The sequence below is a fragment of the Endozoicomonas sp. ALB091 genome (genome assembly GCF_049310265.1).
Classification (GTDB): Bacteria; Pseudomonadota; Gammaproteobacteria; order Pseudomonadales; family Endozoicomonadaceae; genus Endozoicomonas.
Genome location: NZ_JBLYNQ010000008.1, coordinates 1104161 through 1126218 on the forward strand (window position 1 = coordinate 1104161; position 22058 = coordinate 1126218).

At 50.4% G+C, this 22058-nt stretch carries 19 protein-coding genes, 1 tRNA gene and 1 pseudogene; 16 read left to right on the top strand and 5 right to left on the bottom strand.

Features of this window, described 5'->3' with window-relative positions; genetic code table 11:
- Positions 1–7: 7 nt before the first annotated feature.
- The 3 genes and pseudogenes from ACO6UX_RS21165 to msrB all read right to left on the bottom strand — a co-directional run bounded on the left by ACO6UX_RS21165 (position 8) and on the right by msrB (position 2338).
- Positions 8–1606 (bottom strand): tetratricopeptide repeat protein, encoded by a 1599-nt coding sequence (locus ACO6UX_RS21165; protein ID WP_422450561.1) that lies wholly within the window; start codon positions 1604–1606, stop codon positions 8–10.
- Between the two features lie 39 nt (positions 1607–1645).
- Positions 1646–1846 (bottom strand): annotated as a pseudogene (locus ACO6UX_RS21170) (hypothetical protein); the annotation flags it as partial.
- Positions 1847–1948: 102 nt separating this feature from the next.
- Positions 1949–2338 carry a peptide-methionine (R)-S-oxide reductase MsrB gene (msrB, locus tag ACO6UX_RS21175; protein WP_209200597.1) on the bottom strand — a complete coding sequence of 130 codons (390 nt, stop codon included), beginning with the start codon at positions 2336–2338 and terminating at the stop codon, positions 1949–1951.
- Between the two features lie 158 nt (positions 2339–2496).
- On the opposite strand from msrB, the gene ACO6UX_RS21180 reads away from it, so the two are divergent.
- The 9 genes from ACO6UX_RS21180 (at position 2497) to ACO6UX_RS21220 (ending at position 12005) form a co-directional block, all read left to right on the top strand.
- The gene (locus ACO6UX_RS21180; protein ID WP_422450562.1) at positions 2497–3711 is read left to right on the top strand and encodes a pyridoxal phosphate-dependent aminotransferase; all 1215 of its coding nucleotides are present in this window, start codon (positions 2497–2499) and stop codon (positions 3709–3711) included.
- A 202-nt stretch (positions 3712–3913) separates the two neighbouring features.
- Positions 3914–6424: a hypothetical protein gene (locus ACO6UX_RS21185; protein WP_422450289.1), complete on the top strand. Its 2511-nt coding sequence runs from the start codon at positions 3914–3916 to the stop codon at positions 6422–6424.
- Between the two features lie 138 nt (positions 6425–6562).
- Positions 6563–6940, top strand: a complete 378-nt coding sequence (locus ACO6UX_RS21190) for a hypothetical protein (protein WP_422450290.1) — start codon at positions 6563–6565, stop codon at positions 6938–6940.
- Between the two features lie 35 nt (positions 6941–6975).
- Positions 6976–7413, top strand: coding sequence for a hypothetical protein (locus tag ACO6UX_RS21195; RefSeq protein ID WP_422450291.1), 438 nt, complete (start codon positions 6976–6978; stop codon positions 7411–7413).
- A gap of 357 nt (positions 7414–7770) precedes the next feature.
- Complete coding sequence (gene htpX / locus ACO6UX_RS21200; RefSeq protein ID WP_422450292.1) at positions 7771–8661, top strand: protease HtpX; 891 nt, start codon at positions 7771–7773, stop codon at positions 8659–8661.
- A gap of 204 nt (positions 8662–8865) precedes the next feature.
- The gene (gene rnd, locus ACO6UX_RS21205) at positions 8866–10017 is read left to right on the top strand and encodes a ribonuclease D (RefSeq protein ID WP_422450293.1); all 1152 of its coding nucleotides are present in this window, start codon (positions 8866–8868) and stop codon (positions 10015–10017) included.
- On the top strand, positions 10018–10317 hold the full coding sequence (locus ACO6UX_RS21210; RefSeq protein WP_163369715.1) for a YcgL domain-containing protein: 300 nt from the start codon (positions 10018–10020) through the stop codon (positions 10315–10317).
- Positions 10314–10763 (top strand): YcgN family cysteine cluster protein, encoded by a 450-nt coding sequence (locus ACO6UX_RS21215; protein ID WP_422450294.1) that lies wholly within the window; start codon positions 10314–10316, stop codon positions 10761–10763. The genes ACO6UX_RS21210 and ACO6UX_RS21215 overlap by 4 nt, the downstream gene beginning before the upstream one ends.
- A 99-nt stretch (positions 10764–10862) precedes the next feature.
- Positions 10863–12005, top strand: a complete 1143-nt coding sequence (locus tag ACO6UX_RS21220) for a hypothetical protein (protein WP_422450295.1) — start codon at positions 10863–10865, stop codon at positions 12003–12005.
- A 292-nt stretch (positions 12006–12297) separates the two neighbouring features.
- On the opposite strand, the gene ACO6UX_RS21225 is transcribed toward ACO6UX_RS21220, so the two are convergent.
- A complete protein-coding gene (locus tag ACO6UX_RS21225) occupies positions 12298–12864 on the bottom strand; it encodes a nitroreductase family protein (protein ID WP_422450296.1) in 567 nt (188 codons plus the stop codon).
- 110 nt (positions 12865–12974) lie between these two features.
- Here ACO6UX_RS21225 and ACO6UX_RS21230 point away from each other — a divergent pair, with 110 nt between their 5' ends.
- Positions 12975–14417: an adenylate/guanylate cyclase domain-containing protein gene (locus tag ACO6UX_RS21230; protein WP_422450297.1), complete on the top strand. Its 1443-nt coding sequence runs from the start codon at positions 12975–12977 to the stop codon at positions 14415–14417.
- Here ACO6UX_RS21230 and ACO6UX_RS21235 read toward each other — a convergent pair whose 3' ends face one another.
- On the bottom strand, positions 14418–16754 hold the full coding sequence (locus tag ACO6UX_RS21235) for an ATP-binding protein (RefSeq protein WP_422450298.1): 2337 nt from the start codon (positions 16752–16754) through the stop codon (positions 14418–14420).
- 152 nt (positions 16755–16906) lie between these two features.
- Between ACO6UX_RS21235 and ACO6UX_RS21240 the strand changes: the two genes are divergently transcribed.
- From ACO6UX_RS21240 to ACO6UX_RS21265, 6 genes are all read left to right on the top strand, one after another.
- Positions 16907–16982: transfer RNA gene (locus ACO6UX_RS21240), tRNA-Glu, on the top strand.
- A gap of 164 nt (positions 16983–17146) precedes the next feature.
- A complete protein-coding gene (locus ACO6UX_RS21245) occupies positions 17147–18232 on the top strand; it encodes a P1 family peptidase (RefSeq protein WP_422450299.1) in 1086 nt (361 codons plus the stop codon).
- A 130-nt stretch (positions 18233–18362) separates the two neighbouring features.
- Positions 18363–19613: a valine--pyruvate transaminase gene (locus ACO6UX_RS21250; protein ID WP_163369720.1), complete on the top strand. Its 1251-nt coding sequence runs from the start codon at positions 18363–18365 to the stop codon at positions 19611–19613.
- Positions 19614–19617: 4 nt separating this feature from the next.
- Positions 19618–20361, top strand: a complete 744-nt coding sequence (locus ACO6UX_RS21255) for a 5-oxoprolinase subunit PxpA (protein WP_422450300.1) — start codon at positions 19618–19620, stop codon at positions 20359–20361.
- The gene (gene pxpB / locus ACO6UX_RS21260; protein ID WP_422450301.1) at positions 20358–21086 is read left to right on the top strand and encodes a 5-oxoprolinase subunit PxpB; all 729 of its coding nucleotides are present in this window, start codon (positions 20358–20360) and stop codon (positions 21084–21086) included. The genes ACO6UX_RS21255 and pxpB overlap by 4 nt, the downstream gene beginning before the upstream one ends.
- Complete coding sequence (locus ACO6UX_RS21265; RefSeq protein WP_422450302.1) at positions 21083–22003, top strand: biotin-dependent carboxyltransferase family protein; 921 nt, start codon at positions 21083–21085, stop codon at positions 22001–22003. The genes pxpB and ACO6UX_RS21265 overlap by 4 nt, the downstream gene beginning before the upstream one ends.
- The last annotated feature ends 55 nt before the right edge of the window (positions 22004–22058 follow it).

Genomic DNA, 22058 nt, shown 5'->3' on the forward strand with positions numbered 1-22058 from the left:
CAGGTTGTCACTGCTGACTTGGGAATAGGATGCCTGGGCAACTCAGCGGCTTTGGTGATTCGTCTTTCTGGTTGATTGTCGTCTTGCGACTCCGGGAATACCCCGCTTCTCCTGTAGGATCTCTTTTACTCTCACCCTGGCAGGGATGATGTCCAGCTCTTTCCAGGCTGTTGCCATGCAGCCGGGCCAGATTTTTTTGTGCAGGGATGTGCCCCTGCCTGGCGGCCTTCTCCAGCCAGGTCAGGGCCACGGTGTAGTTCTGCTCCGTCCCCAGGCCCTTCAGGTGCATACAGGCCAGCTGATATTGTGCAGCGGCAACGCCCTGGTCGGCAGACTTGCAAAACCAGAACAGGGCTTCGGCGTAGTTCTGCTCCCCCCCCAGACCCATCAGGTACAAATAGCCCAGGTTGTTTTGTGCACCGGCGTGTCCCTGATCAGCAGACTTGCGGTACCAGGCCAGGGCCTCAGTATAGCTCTGCTCCACCCCCAGACCGTGTTGGTGCATCCAACCCAGACTGTGTTGTGCACCTGCGTCTCCCTGGTCGGCGGCCTTGCGGGACCAGATCAGGGCTTCGGCATAATTCTGCTCTGTTCCCAGCCCCTTCAGAAACATCCGACCCAGCTGATATTGCGATGCGGTGTCTCCCTGGTTGGCAGCCTTGTCGTACCAGGTCAGGGCTTCGGTGTGGTTCTGCTCCGTCCCCAGACCCTGATAGTACAACCAGGCCAGGTTGCTTTGTGCGGCAGCGAGTCCCTGGTCAGCGGCTTTGCGGAACCAGGTCAGAGCCTCACCGTAGTTTTGCTCCACCCCCAGCCCCTTAAAGTACATCCAGCCCAGGATGTTTTGCGTGCTGGGGTCTCCCTTTTTGGCGGCCTTGCGGAACCAGATAAAGGCCTCGATGCAGTTTTGCTCGGTCTCCCGAGGTAACTCCCCGATGATCCAGCTCAGATTGTTGTGTGCGGCGACACTTCCCTGTTCGAGACTCTTACAAAACCAGGTCAGGGCTTTGGCGTAGCTCTTCCTTACCCCCAGGCCCTCTGCATACATCCAGCCCAGGTTGTTTTGCGCGGAACTGTATCCCTGGCAGGCGGCCTTGCGGAACCAGGTGAAAGCCTTGGCGTAGTTTTGCCCCACTCCCAGGCCCCTTAAGTACATAGAGCCCAGGTTGTTTTGTGCGTCGGGGTCCCCACGCTTGGTGGCCTTTTGGAACCAGTTCAGGGCCTCGGCGTAGTTCTGCTCCACCCCCAGACCAATCAGGTACATTAAGCCCAGGTTGTTTTGTGCTTTGGCATTCCCGTGGTCGGCGGCCTTGTAGAACCAGGTCAGGGCCTCGGCGAAGTTCTGCTCCACCCCCAGACCGTACAGGTACATCAAGCCCAGTCTGTTTTGCGCTACTTTATTGTTGGTGGTCAATCCCGCGCTGATCAGCAGTGCTGCTATTTCCCAACGTTGTTGCTTTAACGACAGGGTTAGCGGGTTTTTCCTATCCAGGAACGAGCGCTGACCGGGGTTGAACCCGGTTGCCAGAATATCTTCTACATCCCTGACCCGGTTACCCTCAATTGACTTGAACAGCTCCTTCCGCAGATTTACGGGCCAGGTCATTGAGGGAGTACTGCCCGTTATCAAGCGGCGGTCAATTGGACACCGTGGGGTTATTTTCACCCAGTTGCTTATGCATGCGTGGTGGTATTCATGAGTGCACGGCTGTAACCTTACGACCGTAGCCGTGTCTTTGATTCGGATCTTCCGGGCCAGGGCCGCTGCAGTTCGAGAGCATCTTGTACCAGGACTTTCCCTGATTTCATCCCAGCAGATTGCACAAGATTGACTGATACTGTTCATAACTTGTCAGACTTGTCTATCAACCAGAAGTTCCGTGAAAAAGCTCCATTCGAAAGAGTGCCGAAATTATTTCCTGATCTATTTCATGAGTAGCCAGCAGGACTACCGGTCTTTAAACTTCATCGCCACCGAGTTGATACAATATCGCAGACCGGTAGGTTCCGGCCCGTCCGGAAATACGTGGCCCAGGTGAGCACCGCAATTAGAACAAAGGACTTCAGTGCGCTCCATGCCAAGGCTGTTGTCTTCCTGCATGGTGATCGCATCGCTGTCGATGGTTTGGTAGAAACTGGGCCAACCACACCCGGCATCAAATTTCACCGATGAGTCAAACAGCTTTTGCTGGCAGCAGACACAGTGAAAAACACCATCTTTCTCAAAGAAGTTATATTCGCCGGTAAAAGGCTGCTCAGTCCCCTTTTCACGGCACACATAGTACTGTTCATCGGTAAGCGTTGCCCGCCACTGTTCATCTGATTTTTTCTCGGTCATCAAATACTGCCCTCTTATTCCACTTTCATCAGTCAACAGAGACTTTCCTAGGATAACCGCCCGGTTAAAAACTATCTACACTAGTGCAACTCTTGCAAGATCAATTCATAATGCCACACGGCAAGCCCAAAGAACCTGAAACCATCGGTAAGACATCCATGAAGGATATTGAAAAATCCACCAAACTCGACAATGTCTGTTACGACATTCGCGGCCCCGTTCTTCGTGAAGCCAAGCGGCTGGAAGAAGAGGGACATCGTGTCATTAAATTGAACACGGGCAATCCCGCGGCGTTTGGCTTTGATGCCCCCGATGAAATCACCCAGGACGTGATCCGCAATTTGCCGTTGTCGCAGGGTTACTGTGATTCCAAGGGCCTGTTTTCAGCCCGCAAGGCCATTATGCAGTACTGTCAACAGAAGAACTTCCCGCCCATTTCTGTTGAAGACATTATTATCGGTAACGGTGTCAGTGAGCTGGTGGTGATGACCATGCAGGCATTGCTGAACAATGGCGATGAGATGCTGATCCCGGCTCCGGACTACCCCTTGTGGACCGCCGCTGTGCATCTGTCCGGTGGCCGTGCCGTTCATTATCGTAAGGATGAGCAGTCAGACTGGTGTCCGGATATTGACGATATCCGCAGTAAAATTACCGCCAAAACCCGGGGGATTGTGGTTATCAATCCAAACAACCCGACTGGTGCGGTTTATCCGGACGACCTTCTGAAAGAGATCGTACAGCTGGCCAGAGAGCACGACCTGATCATATTCGCTGACGAAATATACGATAAAATCCTCTATGACGGGGTTGAGCACACGGCCCTGGCCTCGCTGGCGGACGACGTGCTTTGTATCAGTTTTAACGGCCTGTCCAAATCTTACCGGGTTGCCGGCTTTCGGGCGGGCTGGCTGGTGGTGTCCGGCCCGAAGCAAAATGCCAGAAGCTACCTTGAAGGCCTGGAAATGCTGGCCTCAATGCGCCTCTGTGCCAACGTACCTGCGCAACACGCCATTCAGACCGCATTGGGTGGTTACCAGAGTATTAATGACCTGATATTGCCCGGCGGCAGACTGCTTGAGCAGCGTAACCGGGCCTGGGAAATGCTGGATCAGATACCGGGCGTCAGCTGTACCAAGCCCAAAGGAGCCCTCTACCTGTTCCCCAGGCTCGACCCTGAACATCACAAGATCCATGATGATGAACAGCTGGTACTGGATTTTCTCCTTCAGGAAAAAGTACTGCTGGTCCAGGGCACTGCTTTCAACTGGCCTGAGCCTGACCATCTGCGCATCATTTCGCTCCCCAGGACAGAAGACCTGGAAACCGTAATGACCAAACTTGAACGGTTCCTCAGTCGATACCGGCAGTAATTAACACCGTTAACCCCCGGCTATGCCGGGGTGGCTCCCATAGGTTCAACATAAGTAGTTAACAGCTTAAAAGGGTTGAACTTTTATTATTTATTTTTGTCTACCAATTAAAAAACCAGTGTTCTGTTTAAAAGCCATTGTTCTATTTAATAACTGAGCTTGTCAGGGAAGAAATAAAAGTAATTACAATGGGATTATCATTGTGGATAACTTGCCTCCCACAACATCCAATACAGCACTCTCTGCGGATCCACCCAATAATGATTGCAGAAAAGCCGGGGCGTCATCACGTAAAACCGGGAAACTGGGTGGACGGCAAGTTCAATCTATAACACCTGCCCAAAAACACCAGCTTATTTTAAAAAGCATGATTGCTGAAATGGGTGCACTGAATAACTTCATGAAACATAATTTTCGCACGTATAATCCAGACGCTTCATTGGAACGAGGTGAGTTACTGCACGGTGTTGATACGGGACAACTGTTAAAGCATATGAACAAGTGTAAAGACTTGCACCAGGAGTGCGTCAAGGCAATGGCGACTTGTACAAATCTGGCAACTTTTGAACGCCTGATGAAATCCGCAGATTTTTATGAGGAATTCCAGGAAAATTTTTATAAAAAAATAAATGAAATCGCCGATGACATAAACCGTCAGATCGCTCAAGAGTTATACCGTGTGACCAGTGATAGCGATGATGATGGCGAATCAGTCAGCAAAAATACGACAGATGATATTGTTATAAACTTACCGGATAATATCGATCAGGCGAATAAAACCGAATCTGTCACTCTGCTGAAGAGAGTTCTTAAATGCTTTTCACTTTTTGTTGATCCAACAGCAAAATCACTGAAAAAAAACGAAAAATCCGAACAGAAACTATATTCCAAATGGTGTGAGTTGTTTGCCAGGTCACTGGCCAGGGTACTCGACCATGACCGGGAACTGGATTCTGAGATGTTGTGCTCAGTAAAGACAATCATGGCCGCGTTTGATAAACGCACTTATGGTCAGGATAATTCACTGCATTTACTGGCCGTCCTTAACCAGCTTAATAAGAAAGGTATCCTTAATCCGCAAACGTCGTTTACTGGTAAAGAGATATTTGTTGGTCATGTCATTAAAGCATGTATCGCGCAGTTGGATCATCTGAACAAAATCATTGATTCAAAGGCAAAGGATGGCGAACCGCACCAAATGGAATTGCGCATAAAAGACAAGTTTGTGAACCAGTTGAATGCGCTCAGACCTTATTTTCCTGAGGGCGACCTGTATATTGAGTTTATCCTCAGACTGGTCGTTGATAAGGTTGACCACAACTGGTTTGCGCTGCTGTACGCCGTGGCCCATTGTCCGTCCGAAGCGTTATCGGATCCGCGGCGTGAAAGACTTTCACAACGACTGGCGCAATATCATCCCCAGGCCCAAGCGATGCTGGATGCCCTGTTCACAGGCAATCATGGACAGATACCCGAAGCCACAGTCCCTGACTACTACCCGGTGCTGTGGCTCAAGGCATTTATCCTGAACAAACAGGGTGAACACCACCGTGCCTATGAAGCCATTATCCAGGCGGAGAGCGGTTGTCGGCGGATGCCCGGGCAGAAGCAGCCTGATGTCCGCCTGCAACTGGAAATCCTGCGCATAAAGCTGCGCAGTCAGCCGCTGGCAACAGGACTCCCCGGGTTAAGCTTTGAACAGCTTAAGACCATGAAAGCACAGGCCGACAATCTGATTAGTCATCCCCAGGCCTATTGGACGCAGCACGAACATACCGTGCTTCAGCAATTACGAGGGGAATTGGCGGCACTGTTGCCACAGTATGCGCCAACTGTTACTGAGTCGGTGACACTGGCAGGCACCGGAACCGTCGAAGAGCCTCCCGAAGAGCCGGATACTCTCAACACAGAGGCAGATGTTGTCATGCCAGCACTGCCCCGGAGCCGGAAAACCCTGGTAAAGGAACTGTGCAAAAAACTGAAGGCCGGGATCAGAATCTGGCAGGGCCGTAACCGACCAGAATCGCTGATGCCGGATGACTCATACCAGGTGATGGGGCCTTATGGAAAAACGCTGTCAGCAACGGAAACCATGCGAAAAGATCACTGGAACGGTGGCATTCGGCAATTGCTCACGGAGGTCAATGCCCATCGGGCCTATGGTGATATCATCAGCGAGCTGTCCTGCTACCAGAGAGTCCTTGCCGATCCGACCCGAAAGGGTACCATTGGCATTTATCGCCTGACACTGGAGTTGTCCTGGACCATTATGCGCTATGTTAACGGAGAATACGGGGCAGTAGGCCTGACGGACAGAGAAAAAGGAGAGTTGCTGGATATATCCTGGCAATCTCTGAAGCAATCCGTCTGCCTTGCCATGCGCAGGAACAGCCCATTGCCTGAGCAGGCATCGGACCAGGAACTGGTCGACACCGTCGTCCAATGGTTGCAGCTTCTGAAAGATCCCGAAGCAAAAAAAGAGATGGAATTTTTTATGCGCTGTGCCCTGGGCAGTACGGCTGGGCATATCCATGGCTTTCTGGCAGAAATATTTCCGAGGCAGAAACAACACTCAGACAGCGCCCGGTTTTTCTTTGAAGCGAAGACCCGACTTCAGCCGGACTATCAAAAACCGGTTTCTGAAGCAGGCCAGGATAGCCGCCATGACCTGATGCGAAAAAATCAGCAGCAGCGCTGGAGCCAAGGGCGTTAATAACGCTGTTGCCAACAAAAAAAAGGTGTAACCGGCAATTGTCAAAAGCCTTGAATCTCGCACAACAGGCAGAGATTTACTCTATAATTTCCCCGGGTTATGACGCAGTAAATATAAAATTCACAGGATTCATTGCTCATGAAAGGCACAACTGAAACCAGTAAGGAGCTTGCACAGCTTGCGTGTATCACCTGCCGTGGCACTAAATTTGAGACGGACACATTAACCAAAGTCGGGGCATACTTAGGATTGAAGGTTGGCGTAGGGACTTTTGTTTTAGAAAGAAATACCGTTTACATCGCGAAACAGATGGCGAAAGCAACCGGCCAACCATTCATCAGATCCATGTCGACGAGAGCCCCTGTTGTCATACCCGCAGTAGTAGTGGTCGGAGCAGCTTTGGGAAGGATGGCTCAGACCTTCGAAGACATTACCGGGAAGACGACTGTATCTGATTATGTAATTGCGAATTATGTTAATGGAAAAGCTGCTGTTGACTTGGACATTAACCTCTGAAAGTGTCAGCCTTTCAGCGTTTTTATGGATGATCTATGAACGACATACACATTGACGAATTTTACCAGGACTGCGTAAAAACGCTGGTTCAGCTTTATAATAGCTTCCCCCGCCTGACAACACTTTACGTTGACGATCTGATTACCAACGCCGGCACCGACGAGTACGGCATCCCTAACCGGCGCCACAAAGCCTGTTTTGATGCTATGCTCTGGCTGGCTTCAGAAGGCTATATTCGTTATCAGGATACGATCCGGCAAGACGCGCTGGATCAGGTGGTACTCACGGAAAAAAGCTTTTTACGCTTAAGTCTGCCCACCACTGCCCCGGATAATCCGGATAATAAAAAGAACGACCTGCCGCCGTCTGTTGCCCGGAAACAGGCGACAATGGCTTGGCATTGCCGACAGGCCCTTAACAATAAAGGCGGTGAAGCGATTGCCAGGGCTGCGCTGCAATTTTTTACCGAATAGTGAGCAGAATGGGGGCAGGTATCCGGCTCTTTTTCTGTCAGTACCATGTAAAAATAAAGCGCATTTTATAGACGCTCTTGAAAGGATAAATAGTCGCCTTTATATAAGTAGCTAACCATATGAAATCATATATTTCTGACTCCTTGTTCAGGCACTCTCGGCAACAGTTCCTGCGTTGCTCTAGCTCCTGCATCCATGCAGTCGTGCTTCGTTACAACTCCGGTCATATAGCTACGGCTATGCTCCCTCCGTTGTGCCTCGCATAGCACCTGCCCAAGTAGCCAGAAATATATGATTCCATATGGCCAGCTACTTTGCTGTTTAATGACAATGATGACGATGAGGTCACCTTAACTCATGAAGAGAATCCTGTTGTTTCTGGCCACAAACATGGCAGTCCTGTTGCTGGCCAGTATCACACTGAATATTCTCGGCGTCGGCAGTTATCTGAGCCACCAGGGGCTGAATATGGGTTCCCTGCTGGTATTCTGTGCTGTATTCGGTTTTGCCGGCTCTTTTGTCTCCCTGCTACTCTCCAAAACCATGGCCAAAATGAGCACAGGGACGCAGATTATTGAACAACCGCAAACAGCCCGGGAGCAGTGGCTGGTTGAGACGGTCAGGGAACTCTCTGAAAAGGCCAGCATCGGCATGCCGGAAGTGGGTATCTTCCACTCCCCGGAAGCCAATGCCTTTGCCACCGGGTGGAATAAAAATGCCGCGCTGGTTGCGGTTAGCGAAGGGCTGCTGGACCGCTTCAGCCCGAACGAAGCCCGTGCAGTTATTGGTCACGAAATTGGCCACGTTGCCAACGGCGATATGGTTACCCTGAGCCTGATCCAGGGGGTTGTGAACACCTTTGTCATGTTCTTTGCCCGGATTATCGGTTATGCCGTTGATTCCTTCCTGCGTCGTGATGATGAAGACGAAGGTGGCGTCGGTATGGGTTTTTACATAACCAGCTTTATCGCCGAGATTATTCTTGGTTTTCTGGCCAGTGCTATCGTTATGTGGTTCTCCCGTCAGCGGGAATTCAGGGCAGATGAAGCCGGTGCCGAACTGGCCAGCCGCAGAGATATGATTGCCGCACTGGAACGCCTGCGTGCCGAGTATGAAGCGCCGAGTGCCATGCCTGCAACCATGACTGCCTTTGGTATCCGCAGCGGTGATCGCAGTGGACTGGCAGCCCTGTTTACCAGTCACCCGCCGTTAGACCAGCGCATTGAAGCGCTACGCGCTCACCATTAAGTTCCCCCTTAAGGCCGGTAATCCCCGGCCTTTTTTAACCACTCAGTGCACAACAAAAAAAGGTTTTCCGTCGAACCGTTTGTGATCTTTAAATGTCAACCAGCGCCGGACAGATGAAAAGACAGGACTGAGAAAAACCGCTCCGGTCTATCAACAGCTGCTATTGACTGTTTATAATGGGGTTTTTCGTTAGAACCTTTCGATATGCAACTTTTGTCGCCAGAGCCAGTCTGGATCAATAACAATCAGTCACTTGAAGACTATTGCCAGCGATGGTCCAGGCTTGATGCCATCGCTCTGGATACTGAGTTTATTCGTACAGACACTTTCTACCCACAGCCAGGGCTGATTCAGGTGGGCACAGGCGCGGATGTTTTTCTGATCGATCCACTGGCCATTGATCAGTGGCAACCACTGGCCAGATTGTTTGAAGACAACTCGGTGGTTAAAGTCCTTCATGCCTGTAGTGAAGACCTGGAAGTGTTCAAGCTGTTAACCGATACCGTTCCCAGACCACTGTTTGATACCCAGCTGGCCGCAGCGTTTGCTAACCTGGGATTTTCCCTTGGTTATCAGGCCCTGCTCAGGCAAGTACTGAACATTGATCTGCCCAAGGATGAGACAAGGTCTAACTGGTGCCAGCGACCATTGACGGATGCCCAGATTCGCTATGCCAGCCTGGATGTTGCACATTTACTGGAGATTTATCAGCACCTGGAGCAGCTGTTGGTGCCAACGCCGAAAAAGGCCTGGCTGGAGGATGAGTGCCTGGCCATGACGTTGAATGTGCTGCCTTTTGATCCGGGAAATGCCTGGAAAGAGGTAAAACGAGGCTGGCAATTGCGCCCCCAACAATTGGCTGTACTAAAGGCACTCTGCCACTTTCGGGAAGTTGCCTCCCGCAGTCTGGATGTTCCTCGCAACCGGGTTATCCCCAAAGGCAGCCTCTGGCCACTGGCGAGGTTTCAGCCTAAAGCCATGAATGCCCTGCGGGAAATACCAGAAATGCGTGCCAGTATTATCCGCAACCATGGCGAGCAGATAGTGGATATTATCAGATCGGCCAGTCAGATTCCGGAAGCACAAAGGCCTGAAAAGCTGCCTCTGCCACTGCCAAAAAATGTCAGGGATTGGGGTAAGCAGATCAAAACACTGATGTCGCAACTGGCTGTTGAATTGCAGTTGCCTATGGAGCTGCTGATGCCGGGCAAATTAACCACACCACTGCTGCGCAGCTGGCTGGATCATGGTCGTTTTATGCTACCGGATACCCTCAAGGGCTGGCGTCGTGATATCATCGGCACCCCGCTGATTCAGCAGCTCAATCAATTAAGTCAACAGGAAAAAGGCCATTGAATGAAGTCTCTGGTGACCATCTATAAAAGCCCGAAAAGGGAAGGTATGTACCTGTACCTGAACAAGGGAGCTATATTGGAAAAGACCCTGCCAGAGGCATTATTGCAAGCCTTTGGCAAACCGGTGCATGTTTTTGACCTGTTGCTGACGCCGGAGAAAAAGCTGGCACGGGTAGAGACTGCCAGTGTCCTTCAGGGGATTTCCGATCATGGCTTCTATCTGCAAATGCCCCCCAAAGAGCAGGATGATTACCTGATCAAACTGCCGGATGAGTTTCTTTCATTTAACGACCCAACATGACCGCAAAACCTTTCTGGGAAACCAAAACCCTGGCAGAAATGACCGCCGATGAGTGGGAAAGCCTCTGTGATCGTTGTGGTCGCTGCTGCCTGCACAAACTGGAAGATGAAGATACGGATACGGTTTATTACACGTCAGTAGCCTGTAAACTGCTGGACACCGGCAGCTGTCAATGCCAAAACTACCCGAACCGTAAAGACATCGTGCCGGAATGTACAGTACTGACGCTGAAAGATGTTGAGCTGTTCCACTGGCTGCCCGAAACCTGCGCCTATCGGCTGATCAGCGAAAAGAAACCGCTGTTTGACTGGCATCCACTGTTATCCGGCTCCTGTGAATCTATCCATCAGGCCGGAATCTCGGTAAAAGGATGGGTACATTCAGAAAATGATATTGCAGAAGATGATCTTGAGGACTATATCATTCCCCACAATATGATTGGCTGAAGGATCAACAGCATTTAATACGACCTTCATCCAACATTCATACAATGAATCAGTCCGGTAACCTCCCTGAAATTTTGATCAAATGACAGGACGTTATTTATGTTTTGCTCAGTTAGCCATGCTCAAACAACAGCAATAATGACCTCTCCGGCATTTAGCTCAGTGCGTGTCCGGTGTGGCACTGTTGCCACCGTGTCAGGCCGTTGTATCAGCATGGTTGATGAGCCGAAAAGGCAGAGTTTTGAAAACGCCAGCCCTGGCACAGAACATTCACTGAAACATTGTGGGCTTGCAGCCAGACAGGTAGAAGGCAAGCCTGCACAGCCACCGCTTATGCTTGCCATTGAGGTGGCAGATGACACCTTGTCAGCATCATGTTGTCGTAAAGATAACTGCAAAGAAAACAGCGAATCCACGGTAGGCCAGGAGGGTGATACTCTGGGGCATAGAGAGCCCTCAGCTTATAGAGAGCCCCCCGTGTATGGGAAGCCTTCAGCACTGCAAAAGCCCGGTAAAAAAAACGATTGTTGTATTATTGACATCGAAGGCAGCACCAATAAATCACCGCTCCTGCTTGCAGAAGAGAACGCAGGCAATACGGCCAGCGAAACCATTAGTGCTATTGAAGGTGACTCTGCGCTCATCAGTCAGTTAAATGAACACGGTTTTGCCAGTGATATTTTTTCTGAAGTCCTGCAAACACTCAATCCCCAAAAAGTATATTCCCGATATGTCGTCCAGCATGATGACACACTGAAAAAGTTTGCCGCCAAAGTATTATGTAACGGGGCGGCAGGCACTATTTCTGCTGATGCACTGGACTATATAAGTCAGGCAAAAGGTGCAGCAGGTATTATCTCTGCCATGGTGGCTATTGGCATCGTTGATGGTCTTTATTCCTGTGGCAAGCATCTTCATGAGCATCGGCAACAGCCTGACAATATCCTGCGAATACTGGGTTATGGTACGTACAAATGTATCAGGCCAGTCATGAACCTGCTTCCTGAAACGTTTTGCCAATGTGTCAGAAAAGCCTATATCTATGGGTCTCTTTCCGGTGCCAGTGCAACCCTGCTGGCGGACTTCCTGTCGCACTTATCAAAGTTCGCCATGACAACCTCAGCGGCTTCCTTTATCACTGGGTACGCATGCCCCATACTGTTGCTGGTCCTTACCTCAGCAGGAGGGATGAGCGGAATAATATCCGCTTATGAAAATTATAAAAAAAACACCGCCTGCTAGGAGCCTGTCGGACTTAAGACTGTCCTACGCGGCAACTGCTCCTGCGTTGCCCTAGCTCCTGCATCCATGCAGTCGTGCGGTTGCGATAAATTGGTCTAAAAATTCCTGCTTCTTCGTCAAATAGCCCCGCTATTCTCCTCAGAAGCAGAAATTTTTATCCTCAATTTCTCGCAATCCTCGCTACGGGGTCGCCTAGACGGACGCTTAAGTCCGACAGGCTCCTGGCTTCTCAGTCCGACAGGCTCCTGAGCAACGTCAGACTTCATTGAAAACGGGGCTTTTTATTGCCCAATCAGGCACTGGTCACCCACTCGGAAACAAAGTCATTAACATCCAATACAGGCACTTTCTTTTTAGCGCCAGCTGGCTTGCCAAGGTAGATAAAACCCATCAGCTGCTCGTTGTCGGCAAGACCCAGCCCTTTTGCCAGTCGTGGGTGGTAACAAAGCTCCCCGGTTCGCCACATTGCCCCGACCCCCTGGGCATGGGCCGCCAGCAGCAGAGAATGAACTGCGGCCGCCAGTGACATCTTCTGTTCAATCTCCGGCACCTTTGGATGCTGCTTAACCGGGCAAATAGCCAGTACCAGCATAGGGGCTCGGAGCGGCATCCCTTTGAAACGTGCCAGCGCATCTTTTGAAAGGTCAGGCTGATCCTCAAGGACTGCCTGCGCCATCAGCTCACCCAGCGCTTCCCGCGCCTGGCCACTGATTTTTAAAAATCGCCAGGGGCGAATACGGCCATGGTCAGGGGCTCTCAGGGCTGCCTTGAACATGACATCCAGTTGCTGATCGCTGGGTGCTGGTTCCTCCAGGATGGGGGTCGATACCCTTTCCAGCAAAAGCTCTATACCATTCATCAATAACTCACTCCCACCAATTACAGATTTGAGCGTTCCTGCATGTTAGAATGACCTGCCCACAGCAAATTGCTGACGGTATTATCAGGTCTGGCTATGAACCAATTTTAATGCAATCCAATAAGAATACTGTATCTCCGCCCCAGAGTCGTGCTCCCCGGCTCTCTCCAAGAGTCCTGGCCTATTGGCTCGCTGCCTCGGTGATGGTTTACGGGCTGGCCAACCAGTACCTTCCTTCTGTTTTCCTGGGCGCTGTCGCTTATTTATCGGTTTTTCCCTGGCTTTCCAACCTGGCGATCAACGTGGTATTTCGCGCCAGCAATCAAAAGACAGTGGACAACAAAAAGCCTCTGGTTACCCTTTTACTGGATTCTTTGAATGTTGGAGCCTTAATCACCCTTGCCGATTTCCCGATGGTCAGTGGCATGCTGCTGGTGGCTCTGCTGACAGGCTGGGCGATTTACCTTCAAGGGCTGAGGGGGCTGATGATCATCATTCCCCCTGCAGCAGCTGCCATATCTATTCATCACTTTATTGAACCTGATTTCACCATTTCAGCCGGGCAGGATGCAGTGTTTATCAGTCTGCTTGGAATGCTTATTTTCATATCCTACTGTGCCTATGTCCTCAGGCTCAGAGAGCAGCATTTTCAGGCTATTCAGCTCAGTGCCCAGCAACAGCGGCAACGTTACAGCAGGCTTGCCAGCAGTCTGGCCAAATACCTTTCTCCCCAGGTATGGGAATCCATTTTTTCCGGTAAGCGCAATACCAAACTGGAGAGCCAGCGAAAAAAACTGACGGTCTTCTTTTCCGATATCAAAGGCTTTACTGATCTGGCCGAAGCACTTGAGCCAGAGGTGCTGACAGAGTTGCTGAACACTTACCTGAACGACATGTCCCGTATTGCTCTGAAATATGGGGGAACCATCGATAAATTTATCGGTGACAGTATTATGATTTTCTTTGGTGACCCTAAAACCCGGGGCTATCAAAAAGATGCCCTGGCCGCTGTTTCAATGGCCATTGAAATGCAGAAACACATGCAAGTACTGCGCAAGCAATGGATCGCCAAAGGGGTCGAGAACCCACTTCAAATCAGGATTGGCATCAATACCGGTTACTGTACGGTGGGTAATTTCGGTGCCGAGTCCCGTATGGATTACACCCTCCTGGGGCGTGAGGTGAATTTGGCCAGTCGGCTGGAAAGCGCAGCAAAACCCAACCAGATTCTGCTGTCCCATGAAACCTGGTCGCTGGTTAAGGATGTGGTACTTTGTCAGTCCAAGGGAGAGATACAGGTAAAAGGCTTCAGTCGTTCGGTGCCTATTTATAAAGTGATCGATCTGCGCCGCAATCTTGGTCAGCAGAAAAGTTATTTTGAACTCGACAGCAAAGGCTTTTCCTTCAGTCTGGATACCAACAGTATTGATGAGTTCGAGCGTAAAAAGATCATTCAGACGTTAGATGAGGCAACACAGAAGTTACTGAAAGATGATCTGTCGAGCCCGGCAAAACCGGGACGAAAAACAATTGTCCAGACCCTGGTAAAGTAATTACTCAAGCCATCGGTTCAGTAATGTATCTAACGCTTTTTTATTGAAAGGCTTGGCAATGTGGCCATTCATCCCTGCGTCCCGGCATCGTTCTTTGTGCTCTTCCAGTGTGTTTGCTGTTAGTGCGATGATGGGCGTCTGTCTGGTATTCGTCATTTTTCGCAGCTGTTTTGTTGCAGCGTAGCCATCCATTACGGGCATATTGCAGTCCATCAGGATCAGGTCAAACTTTTCAGTGGTGCAAGCTGTGATGCAATCCTGACCGTTGTTGGCAAGGTTTATATTGTACCCCAGCTGTTCAAGCATACCCTCAGTCACCAGCTGGTTGATCACATTGTCTTCTACTACCAGGATCCTTTTCTTCCTGAAGGCTGGCTGTTGATGGTCCGTTGCATTGTGTGGGTGATTGATGCTTTCTGGTGACCGGTTGTCGGGAATGCCAATGACTTCTGCACACTTTTTATAGAGCTTTTGCTGAGTCACCGGCAGTGAGAGCCATAACAGATTATCAGGCATTTCACGGGGCTGTTCATAGCTGATAAAGATCGTTTTACATTGAGGACGGTGTTGAGCCATATTCAGGGCCAGGGATTGTTGATCAGTGATAATGAGCGATTCGGTTGAGTCGTAATCAATGTTCAGACCGCTGTCGTCAGGCTCAACAATACGACAGGGTACATTCCAGTAGCTGAGCAACCGGTGACAGATTTGCTGTGTGGATTCTTCACAGGCCAGTAATACCGGCTGGTTTTCCAGGGTAATGGTGGCTTCACTGGTTATCTGTTCAGGTTGTGTTAAGGGCAGTTTTATCGAAAAAGTACTGCCCTGCTTTTCCCGGGACATGACCCTGATGGATCCATCCATTGCTTCCACCAGCTCCTTGGTCAGTGCCAGCCCCATACCGGAGCCCCCGTAGCTGTCATAGATCGCATTGCTGGCCTGGGTAAAAGGGGTGAAAATTGCTTCGAGGGCCTTTTTGGGGATGCCAATCCCGGTATCGGTAATGTTAATGATCAGTTCAAGACGGTTTTCGCTAAGCGGTTTTGAGTCCAGTGATAGTTTGATCTCACCCTGATGGGTGAATTTAATGGCATTACCCAGAAGGTTATTAATGACCTGACTGATGCGGGTAGGATCACCAAGCAGAGTGGTTGGCAGCGTTGGGTCAATATCACAGGTCAGTGGAATATTTTTTTCGTAGCTCTTCTGACTCAACAACACGACCGATTCTTCAATGATTTCACGCAAATTGAAATGAGTATGTTCAATGGCAACTTTGCCGGACTCCAGCCTGGCCAGGTCGAGCAAGCTATTGAGCAGTCGGACCAGTCGAACGCCTGACTGACGAGCCAGATCGAGGCGCTCATATTGTTTGTCGGTCAGTTCTTCATTAATGGTCAGCTCCAGCATGCCTAAAATGCCATTCAGTGGCGTGCAAATCTCATGGCTCAGGTAAGAAAGCTGTTCTCCACGAATTCTGGCTGAACGAAGTGCGGCCTGCCGGGCTTTCTCAAGTTCCGCATTGGCCTTGAATAGCGCGTTATTGTTTTCCAGCAGTTCCTGCGTCCTGTCAGCAATGCGAAGTTCAAGATCATGGCTATGTTTTCTAAGCTCATTCTCGGCAAGACTTAGATGATATAGCTGTTTTTCAATATCATCCTGAAACTCATTAAATGCGCTGGTCAGGAGCCCTATTTCATCTTTTTGATGTTTCCCGGAGATTGCCAGTGTTTTATGTTCGCAGCCTGTTCGAACCTGCTTTACGTGACGGGCCAGTTTCAAGAGTGGTTTGGTTAGCATCAGATAAAACATGCCCTGCAGAGCCAGCGCCAGCAGCAAGGTCCGGACCAGTCCAAACACCAGGGTGAGTACTGAGCGATCCAGAAACTCCTGACCGGAAGGGCGCGTGTCAGCGGTGATGGTCAGAGTACCAAGCTCTTCTTCAAGGTCGTAAGGCACTGACAATTGTTGCTGATAAGTTCGTGTGGTGCCAAAGAAGAGGTCGGTAAATTGTCTTTGTTCGTCAGGATTTTTTGCGGTTCCGGCTTTGGCCAGAACCAGGTTGTCGGTGTCAATAATTGCTGCACTGAGAATTAACGGCGACTCAATGAGTCCATTCACCAGCTCTATGGCCAGCTCTTCATCCAGGTTGTAGGCGATACGTGATGCGGGTGCCTTGCTGATGTCCAGATAAGCCTGAATGGCACTATCGATGCTCTTGTCCTGAGTCTTATAATCGTGAGTTACCTGGAAGACACTGAAAATCAATCCCAGAATAAATGCAACGCTGACTGTGTATTTGACTTGCTTAAAAGAGAGTCTGTCCCTAAGCCTCATATTTCTCTGCCTTTCCCGGGCGATAAGTGGCCCATCTAATCGTTAAAATGGCTGTTTTTCAAGAACCATTGATGAAAAAATAAAGAGGGGTTGACTCTGTGGTAAGTGATGATTAGTATACGCATCCGCTGCAGCAATGCACGAAGGTTTGCGTCCCCTTCGTCTAGTGGCCTAGGACACCGCCCTTTCACGGCGGTAACAGGGGTTCGAGTCCCCTAGGGGACGCCAATTTCCTGCCTGAAACTTCTCTTTTATCTGCCTCCTCCTCCGCAAGCTAATCTACTAGAAAATCGTCTTGTTTTTGATCAGGATTTCAATTTTCTTCAGCACCTTTCTGTTCAGCATCGTATTCAACGATATCTTCCATGGTCTATCAATTCCAATGATGAGGAATGCATTTCAAAACCAGGGCAAGCTTTGGTCTGTTTGACTATCTTTGCGGTTGCCGAATGAAAAAACGGTCAGCCTTCTGGGTGGCCAGCCACTTATTATCCGTGTCACAGGGTCTGCAGATGACTACTCAGCGGCATGAGCTTTTTTCCATTAGCGGCCTGGCCATTGGTCATGCATCAGATATCGAAAGGTTGACCGGAGTGACGGTGCTGCGCTTTGATCAGGGCGTGACAGCGGGTGTTGATGTGCGCGGTGCCGCTCCCGGAACCAGGGAGACGGAGTTGCTAAGGCCTGAAAACCTGGTGGATTCTGTCCATGCCATTGTGCTTTGTGGTGGCAGTGCGCTTGGTCTGGAAAGTATGAACGGGGTCAGTCGTTACCTGGAGGAGCAGGGCATTGGGTTACCCACAGGCTTCGTCAGGATTCCGGTTGTCACCGGTGCGGTGCTATTTGACCAGTCGGTCGGCGATGCCTCTGCCCGACCCAGTGAGCAAATGGGGTATGAAGCCACCAGGTTGGCCAGTCGCTGCGACATTGGAGAAGGTAATGTCGGTGCCGGTACCGGGGCATCAATTGGTAAAGTTGCCGGGTTTGACCGGGCGACAAAAAGTGGCATCGGTTGTTACGCCATCAGGCTGAGAGGAGGGTTGGTTGTCGGTGCCGTGGTGGCTGTCAATGCCTGGGGAGATGCTGTTGCCGGTGATAAGCTTATTGCCGGCACCAGGAGCGAAGATGGACAGCAGTTTGTTTCTGGTATGGATCTCTTAATGAATGACCAGGCCGTTCAAGCACTGCCCGGGGCAAATACCACTATCGGCGTGGTGGTGACTAACGGGAAATTAACCAAAGCCCAGGCTTTAAAGATGGCACAAATGGGGCATGATGGTTTGTCGCGAGCCATTCGCCCTTCACACTCAATGTACGATGGTGATACCATTTTCAGTGCAGCAACCGGCGAAGTGGATGCTGATGTAAATGTTTTGGGTATTGTGGGGGCGGAGGCTGTGGAACAGGCGATATATCGTGCCGTTAACACCGCATCGGCAGCGGGTGGCTTACCGTCGATTCACGATATACGGGCATAATAATCCTTTTCTGGTAATAAGTCTGCCTCGTATATCCGGCCCGTGGCAGGCTGGATGGTGGACAGCTCCTGTTCATCATTATATAACAGCACCTTTACTATCCTATGACCAGAATAAATCAGGGGTAAGCATGAAGCTTTCTGCCTTTGGCGAAAAATTCACCAGCCATTCCGGCATCCTTTCATTAATGGATGATCTGGGTAATGCCCTTGCTGATGGTAAAGATATGATTATGATGGGCGGCGGTAATCCGGCCCATATCCCCGAAGTGGAAGCTGTATTCAGGCAGCGACTGCGGCAAATTACCGAGAGTCAGGCGGAGTTTACCCGGCTGGTGGGTACCTATGATCCTCCTCAGGGAGAAAAAGACTTCGTCCGTGAGATGGCGGCTTTTCTTAACCGTCAGTTTGGCTGGCAGCTGACGGCAAACAATATTGCCTTGTCTAATGGCAGCCAGGCCGCTTTTTTTATGCTGTTCAATATGTTTGCCGGACGTTATGGGGATGGCGGGCACAAGCGTATCCAGTTACCGCTGGCACCGGAATACATCGGTTATGCCGATGCCGGGCTGAGTGATGATTTTTTTGCGGCCAATAAGCCTGAAATTGAGCATCTGGATCAGCATACCTTCAAATACCGGGTGGATTTTCAGGAGCTGGTGATTGATGACAGTATTGGTGCCATTTGTGTGTCACGCCCTACCAATCCAACCGGTAATGTACTGACAGATAGTGAAATTGAGCGGCTCGACAGTCTGGCCCTGCAACATGATATTCCCATGATCATTGATGGTGCCTACGGCACGCCGTTTCCAAAGTTGATCTTTACCGAAGCGACTCCCCGCTGGAACGAACACACCATTCTTTGCCTGAGCCTGTCCAAACTGGGGCTCCCGGCGGTCAGAACCGGTATTGTGGTGGCCAATGAGCAGGTTATCAGAGCACTGTCGGGTATTAATGCCATTATGAATCTGGCACCAAACAGTACGGGTAGCCTGCTGGCACTGGATATGATCCGGGATGACAGCATTAACGCTCTTTGTGAGAATGTGATTCGACCTTACTATCAGGAGAAGGCTCAGTTTGCTGTGAACTGCCTCAAAGAGAAACTGGGTGATATTCCCTGGCATGTTCATAAACCGGAAGGGGCAATGTTCCTCTGGTTATGGTTTGAAGGCCTGCCTGTCTCCAGCCTGGAATTGTATGAACGACTGAAGGCAAGAAATGTGCTGGTGGTTTCCGGGCATTACTTCTTTCCGGGCATAGACGACGACTGGCCTCATAAGCATGAATGCCTCAGGCTGACGTATACCCGTGATCATCAGGACGTTGAACAGGGGCTGACTATTCTGGCGGAAGAAGTACACAAACTTTACAGGTAAACACGTGCAGCTGAATTGTGATATGGGGGAGAGTTTTGGCCCCTGGCAAATGGGCAATGACCAGGCAGTGATGCCATGGATTGATATGGCTAATATTGCCTGCGGCTTTCACGCTTCTGACCCCGATACCATGAGTGACACTGTGCAACAGGCGGTGGAGTGCGGTGTCACGGTTGGTGCTCACCCCGGATATCATGACAAGGCCGGGTTTGGTCGTCGCCCCATTCCTCACAGCCCTGAAAGTATCACCGCCCTTGTGGCTTACCAGGTTGGCGCACTGGATGCTATCTGTCAGCAGCATGGCACCCGGGTAAAGTACATTAAACCCCATGGTGCCCTTTACCATGGGATGATGAATGACCCGGATGTGTTTGAAGCCATTGTGATTGCCGCGGCAAATATGGAGATCAAACCAGCGCTTATGATTCAGGCACTGAGCAATAATGCGTTGCAAAAAAAGACAGCTGACAGGTATTCAGTACCACTGATTTATGAAGCCTATGCAGACAGGGCTTATGACGATCATGGCCTGCTGGTGTCAAGAACCTTGCCAGGGGCTGTTCACCGGGATTCAGCCACGATTCTTAAGCAGGTGAGAGGCTTGCTCTCGGGGGAAGTGAGCACCATCAGCGGAAAGCGGCTGAAGCTGAACGCCGATAGTCTGTGTGTTCATGGTGATAATCCTGACGCCATAGCGCTGATCCAGCAGATTCATCAGATTGTAAAGTCGCCAGACGCTGCGTCATGATGGATATCCAGCCTGTGTCAGAATCAGCGTTGATCATACGGTTGGGTGATCATATTGATACTCAGCTGGCAATAAAAACAGGCACTCTGGCTGACCATATCAGAGATAGCTGTTCGTCAGAGCTTATTGAAGTTATCCCTTCTTATACGACCATCTATATTCAGTACCACCCGCTGAAAACGGATTTTATCGCGTTAAAAAGTCGGCTGCAGGGGCTGGTTGATGCTTTTTTTCTGTCTAATGATAAAGATGATCGTGCCCGGAAGGCCAGCAAGATAATCACCTTGCCCGTTTATTACAGCCTGGAGACGGGGCCGGATTTACCGGAGGTTGCACAGTTTCATAACCGCACAGTGGCAGATGTTATCCAGATTCACAGTAAGTCGACTTATGTCGTTTGTGCTATCGGCTTTAGCCCTGGTTTTGCTTTCCTGGGGGCAGTTGACTTCGCGATTGCCACGCCAAGAAAGTCCGAGCCCCGAAAAATGCTGCCAGCAGGCAGTGTCGGGATTGCTGACCAGCAAACCGCTGTCTATCCATCCGACTCCCCCGGCGGTTGGCAGATAATTGGGAATTGTCCGGTTTCTTTGATTGATTTTGACAAAACACCCATGTCACCTTTCTCTGTGGGTTTGTCTGTGCAGTTCCAGCCTATATCACGGGATGAGTTTTTTGCGCTTGGAGGTACTTTGTGGTCGCACTGGAAGTCCTGGACCCGGGGATGATGACGCAGCTTCAGGATACTGGTCGAACGGGAGTGGGGTACCAGGGCCTGGCCCAGGGTGGCCCTATGGATTTACATGCTTATTGCTGGGCAAATTATCTTCTGGGAAACCCTATGTTCTGTTCCCAGTTGGAGATAACCGGTGGACAGGCAAGGTTTTTAGCGCATCAAGCCATCACGCTGGCGTTAACCGGGGCTGATCTGGGAGCCAGAGTCAATAGTCAGGCTGTGGAAGGGTGGCGGACCCTGCATCTGAATAAAGGCGATACCTTATCATTTCAGTTTCCCAAAAAAGGGCTGAGAGCCTATCTGGCCATTCCCAGCGGTTTTGCTGCACCCGCCGTCTTTGGCAGTGTGGCGACCGTGGTCAGGGATGGTATTGGCGGGTTAGGGGCCAGAATTGGGAAGGAAGACAGTGGTAGTCTGATAACGCCGGGGGATTATCTTGAGACCGTTTCCAGAGAGGTAGTTAAACCCGGCATAAACCGCATGGTACCAGCCCGGTATATCCCGGAATATGTCGGGCCACTGAGCCTTAATCTGATGGAGTCGTATCAGGCCCGGGCATTTTCTGTACAGAGCCGGAAAAGTCTCTATCAGACCCAATTCACGCTTTCTCCCAATAGCGATCGTATGGGGTATCGATTGGCAGGGGCTCAAATTACGCCCCCCTTCAGCGGGGTGATTTCTGAAGGCATCGCCCTGGGGGCTGTTCAGATAGCTGAAAATGGTCAGCCAATTATTCTGATGCGCGACCACCAGACACTGGGTGGCTACCCCAAGTTCGGCTGTGTTGCCCAGTTGGATTTGAATAGGCTGGCACAGGCAATGCCCGGAACCCCGATACGCTTTCAGCCGATATCTTTTCAGGCAGCAGGACAAAAATTAAAAAGCTTCTACTCCTTCTTTAATCTGTAACCTTCCGTTTTCCCGTCAGGTATTGCTGCTTGCGTTATGGCAAAACAATTCTACA

Bases quoted from the DNA above. Each gene is read 5' to 3' on its own strand.
- ACO6UX_RS21165 (WP_422450561.1), bottom strand. From the start codon at position 1,606: ATGACCTGGCCCGTAAATCTGCGGAAGGAGCTGTTCAAGTCAATTGAG.
- msrB (WP_209200597.1), bottom strand. From the start codon at position 2,338: ATGACCGAGAAAAAATCAGATGAACAGTGGCGGGCAACGCTTACCGAT.
- ACO6UX_RS21180 (WP_422450562.1), top strand. From the start codon at position 2,497: ATGAAGGATATTGAAAAATCCACCAAACTCGACAATGTCTGTTACGAC.
- ACO6UX_RS21190 (WP_422450290.1), top strand. From the start codon at position 6,563: ATGAAAGGCACAACTGAAACCAGTAAGGAGCTTGCACAGCTTGCGTGT.
- ACO6UX_RS21195 (WP_422450291.1), top strand. From the start codon at position 6,976: ATGAACGACATACACATTGACGAATTTTACCAGGACTGCGTAAAAACG.
- htpX (WP_422450292.1), top strand. From the start codon at position 7,771: ATGAAGAGAATCCTGTTGTTTCTGGCCACAAACATGGCAGTCCTGTTG.
- rnd (WP_422450293.1), top strand. From the start codon at position 8,866: ATGCAACTTTTGTCGCCAGAGCCAGTCTGGATCAATAACAATCAGTCA.
- ACO6UX_RS21210 (WP_163369715.1), top strand. From the start codon at position 10,018: ATGAAGTCTCTGGTGACCATCTATAAAAGCCCGAAAAGGGAAGGTATG.
- ACO6UX_RS21215 (WP_422450294.1), top strand. From the start codon at position 10,314: ATGACCGCAAAACCTTTCTGGGAAACCAAAACCCTGGCAGAAATGACC.
- ACO6UX_RS21220 (WP_422450295.1), top strand. From the start codon at position 10,863: ATGTTTTGCTCAGTTAGCCATGCTCAAACAACAGCAATAATGACCTCT.
- ACO6UX_RS21225 (WP_422450296.1), bottom strand. From the start codon at position 12,864: ATGAATGGTATAGAGCTTTTGCTGGAAAGGGTATCGACCCCCATCCTG.
- ACO6UX_RS21230 (WP_422450297.1), top strand. From the start codon at position 12,975: ATGCAATCCAATAAGAATACTGTATCTCCGCCCCAGAGTCGTGCTCCC.
- ACO6UX_RS21235 (WP_422450298.1), bottom strand. From the start codon at position 16,754: ATGAGGCTTAGGGACAGACTCTCTTTTAAGCAAGTCAAATACACAGTC.
- ACO6UX_RS21245 (WP_422450299.1), top strand. From the start codon at position 17,147: ATGCATTTCAAAACCAGGGCAAGCTTTGGTCTGTTTGACTATCTTTGC.
- ACO6UX_RS21250 (WP_163369720.1), top strand. From the start codon at position 18,363: ATGAAGCTTTCTGCCTTTGGCGAAAAATTCACCAGCCATTCCGGCATC.
- pxpB (WP_422450301.1), top strand. From the start codon at position 20,358: ATGATGGATATCCAGCCTGTGTCAGAATCAGCGTTGATCATACGGTTG.
- ACO6UX_RS21265 (WP_422450302.1), top strand. From the start codon at position 21,083: ATGATGACGCAGCTTCAGGATACTGGTCGAACGGGAGTGGGGTACCAG.